Source organism: Deltaproteobacteria bacterium, assembly GCA_009930495.1.
Classification (GTDB): Bacteria; Desulfobacterota; Desulfovibrionia; order Desulfovibrionales; family Desulfomicrobiaceae; genus Desulfomicrobium.
The window spans coordinates 1-2,439 of record RZYB01000277.1; the positions used below are offsets into that span (position 1 = coordinate 1).

A 2,439-nucleotide genomic window follows, 5' to 3' on the forward strand; every position below is an offset into this window, starting at 1 on the left:
ACCCGCAAGGCCCCCGAAACCGCCGTCATCTCCACCGTCGCCGACCGGCAACCCCTGCACAACCTGATCAACGTCTGGGCGCGGCTGGGCTGCATCCATCACCGCGACGCCTTTGCCATGGTCGCGGCGCGCTACTCCCTCCCCTCGTACACCCTGCTCCCCACGGCCTGGCTCCAGGACGCTATCGACTGGGTCCAGTCCCAAATCGACGAGGTCCAGGCCCGGCGTCTGACGTCCGCGTCCGCTCCGGAAAGCCTGGAAAAAATGCTCCGCGATGCCCGCGCCGAGGGCGTCATGGACGTGGCCCAGGCCTTAAACAAACTTCCGGTCACGCCAAAGCCAGCGGCGCCGCGCCCTGTCCCGGACGAGCACGCGCTCAAGGCCATGAGCGCATTGATCGTCACGGTGGTCACGCTGTTATCGGGCTTTAACGCGTCAACCGCCGATCTGCGCACGGCGGTGTCGTCCATCCTCAAAAAAGGCGTGCCGGATCGGGCCGCCGTTTCCGTATAGACAACCTTGCCCGGTCATCAGAATGGCCGGGCAAGGACGGCGAGCACGGTCCGGACAATGGCGTCCGGTCCGGCGCCCGCCGCGAGCAACGAGGCTACGATCCCTTCCACGGCGATTTTCATGGCTGTGTAGGTTTCGGCGGTGCTGGCATCTATGGGCATGGAGACAATGGCATGAGTGATGGCGCGCAAAATTTCCGGGTTGGCTCCGGCCTGCCGCAACATGGCATAGGCGGCCTCGTGCAAATTGTATTGGGCCAACAGGGAGTTGTACTCTTCTTCCGAAATTTCGACCTCGACCGGTCCGACACGGTACGGCGTCGGGCATTCGCCAACGTTTTCCGTCCGGCGCGGCACGATGCTCAAGGGGACCACCTTGGCGGGCACGCCAATGGCGCGAAACATTTCTCCCTCGCTGTAAAACAGCCAATTCATATTCAGGGTAAATTTTTCGCCGATGGCCAGCAGCTCGGAAAATTTTGGCTCCGTCTTGCCCTTGGAGCTGGCCCAGCTCCAAAGCTTGGTCCGCGACATTCCAAGTTCCGCGGCCAAGTCCGCGCGCTTCCCCTGGTATGTGTCCAACACTTTCGCCAATCGCTCATTACAGCGAACGCCGTCCCTTTTTTTTGTCATTGTTGTTTCCCCCTTCTGGACAGGTGTTTCACATTGTTGTATTTGTGTTCTGTATTTGCAACAAAATGAGCGAGGATAGTATGGAGTTGATACAACAGCCGACACGACGTTCACGATTGGACGCATGGCTGCGGGAGCGACGCATCACCAAGCGTCGTCTCGCGGCTCACCTTGGCCTTTCGTATGCCCGCACTCTGCAAATTTTGCGGGGCATTTATCTTACATCGGAGCACCGCCGCCGCCTGGTCGACGCCGGCCTGCCGCCGGAACTGCTTCCGGAGCCCAGCGATGACTGACGACATGATGCTGAAACGCGGCCGCAAGGTGACGTACCGCGAGCGGGAGCAGGTCAATTTCTGGATTGACGCCGCCCTGTACGGCGAGCTTTGCGCCTGGGCCGCCGACAATGGATATTCGGCGGTGGAGGTGCTTAATGCCAGTATTGCGTGTGGCCTCCCCACTGTGATGTTCAACCCTGATTTCATTGTGGCATTAAAGAGTAAATTTGAAAAAGAAACAGCTTGATGGAATTAGCATAAGAGCTCTGGTATCTGTTTCTTTTTTTTGGTGTTTTGTGTTTCGTATATGAAACAAGTGTAGGTTTTTATCAACATGGAAGTCAAGGAGTGAACATGGCGAGGCCGAAAACAAAACATCGGGACGACCCCGGCGAGGAGATAATCCGCGGGCGGCTGGATTATGCGGCGCAAATCGGCATGGCGAACGGCATCACGCCGCCAGAGGTCGCCGCGTTGCGCCCCCTGCTGGCCGTGCTGCCCGTGGCGATAGCTCGGGAGCGAGTGGCCGAGGTGTTGGGGCTGGAACTTAGCCCGAAAACACTGGCCAATATGGATTCGCTCCAGACCGGCCCGAGACTGCGGTTTCTTGTGGGGCACCGCGCGATGTATCCCACGGCGTATTTGCTGGAATGGATGGAGCGTCGCGGACTGGAAGTCGTCGCACGGAGGGATGCGTAATGTTAGCGCAACGCTTCTCCGCGCAAAAATTCCTCCGCCAAATGCACATACCGTTCCGTGGTCTCCAGGGTGCGGTGCCCCATGAGCTGTTTCAAGGTCAATACACTCATCCCGGACATGATTGCCAGCGTGCCGTAGGTGTGCCGGAGGCTGTGAAAAACAATTTTGTCTTGGGCGCGGGTGAATCCATCGTTCAGTCCAAGCTCGCGGGCGATCCAGGTAAAAATGTGGCTCATGCGGTCCCCGGTCAGGGGCGTGCCCTCGTCCCAGAAGACGTGGGTCTGCTCCGCCGGCCTGGCCGCGCGTCGGCGGAGCAT

The 2,439-nt window shown here is 59.2% G+C and carries 5 protein-coding genes; 3 read left to right on the top strand and 2 right to left on the bottom strand.

Features of this window, described 5'->3' with window-relative positions; all coding sequences use genetic code 11:
* Positions 1-530: 530 nt before the first annotated feature.
* Positions 531-1,046 (bottom strand): hypothetical protein, encoded by a 516-nt coding sequence (locus EOL86_13695; GenBank protein ID NCD26627.1) that lies wholly within the window; start codon positions 1,044-1,046, stop codon positions 531-533.
* Positions 1,047-1,225: 179 nt separating this feature from the next.
* Between EOL86_13695 and EOL86_13700 the strand changes: the two genes are divergently transcribed.
* The 3 genes from EOL86_13700 to EOL86_13710 all read left to right on the top strand — a co-directional run bounded on the left by EOL86_13700 (position 1,226) and on the right by EOL86_13710 (position 2,122).
* Positions 1,226-1,441 (top strand): XRE family transcriptional regulator, encoded by a 216-nt coding sequence (locus EOL86_13700; protein NCD26628.1) that lies wholly within the window; start codon positions 1,226-1,228, stop codon positions 1,439-1,441.
* Entirely contained in the window at positions 1,434-1,670 is a 237-nt protein-coding gene (locus EOL86_13705) for a hypothetical protein (protein ID NCD26629.1), read from the top strand. Before EOL86_13700 ends, EOL86_13705 begins: the two co-directional genes overlap by 8 nt.
* Before the next feature lie 107 nt (positions 1,671-1,777).
* A complete protein-coding gene (locus EOL86_13710) occupies positions 1,778-2,122 on the top strand; it encodes a hypothetical protein (GenBank protein NCD26630.1) in 345 nt (114 codons plus the stop codon).
* 2 nt (positions 2,123-2,124) lie between these two features.
* On the opposite strand, the gene EOL86_13715 is transcribed toward EOL86_13710, so the two are convergent.
* Positions 2,125-2,439, bottom strand: coding sequence for a hypothetical protein (locus EOL86_13715; GenBank protein NCD26631.1), 315 nt, complete (start codon positions 2,437-2,439; stop codon positions 2,125-2,127).

Excerpts from the sequence above, each read along its gene's own strand:
- EOL86_13695 (NCD26627.1), bottom strand. The coding sequence starts at position 1,046 with ATGTCGCGGACCAAGCTTTGGAGCTGGGCCAGCTCCAAGGGCAAGACG.
- EOL86_13710 (NCD26630.1), top strand. The coding sequence starts at position 1,778 with ATGGCGAGGCCGAAAACAAAACATCGGGACGACCCCGGCGAGGAGATA.
- EOL86_13715 (NCD26631.1), bottom strand. The coding sequence starts at position 2,439 with ATGCTCCGCCGACGCGCGGCCAGGCCGGCGGAGCAGACCCACGTCTTC.
- EOL86_13700 (NCD26628.1), top strand. The coding sequence starts at position 1,226 with ATGGAGTTGATACAACAGCCGACACGACGTTCACGATTGGACGCATGG.
- EOL86_13705 (NCD26629.1), top strand. The coding sequence starts at position 1,434 with ATGACTGACGACATGATGCTGAAACGCGGCCGCAAGGTGACGTACCGC.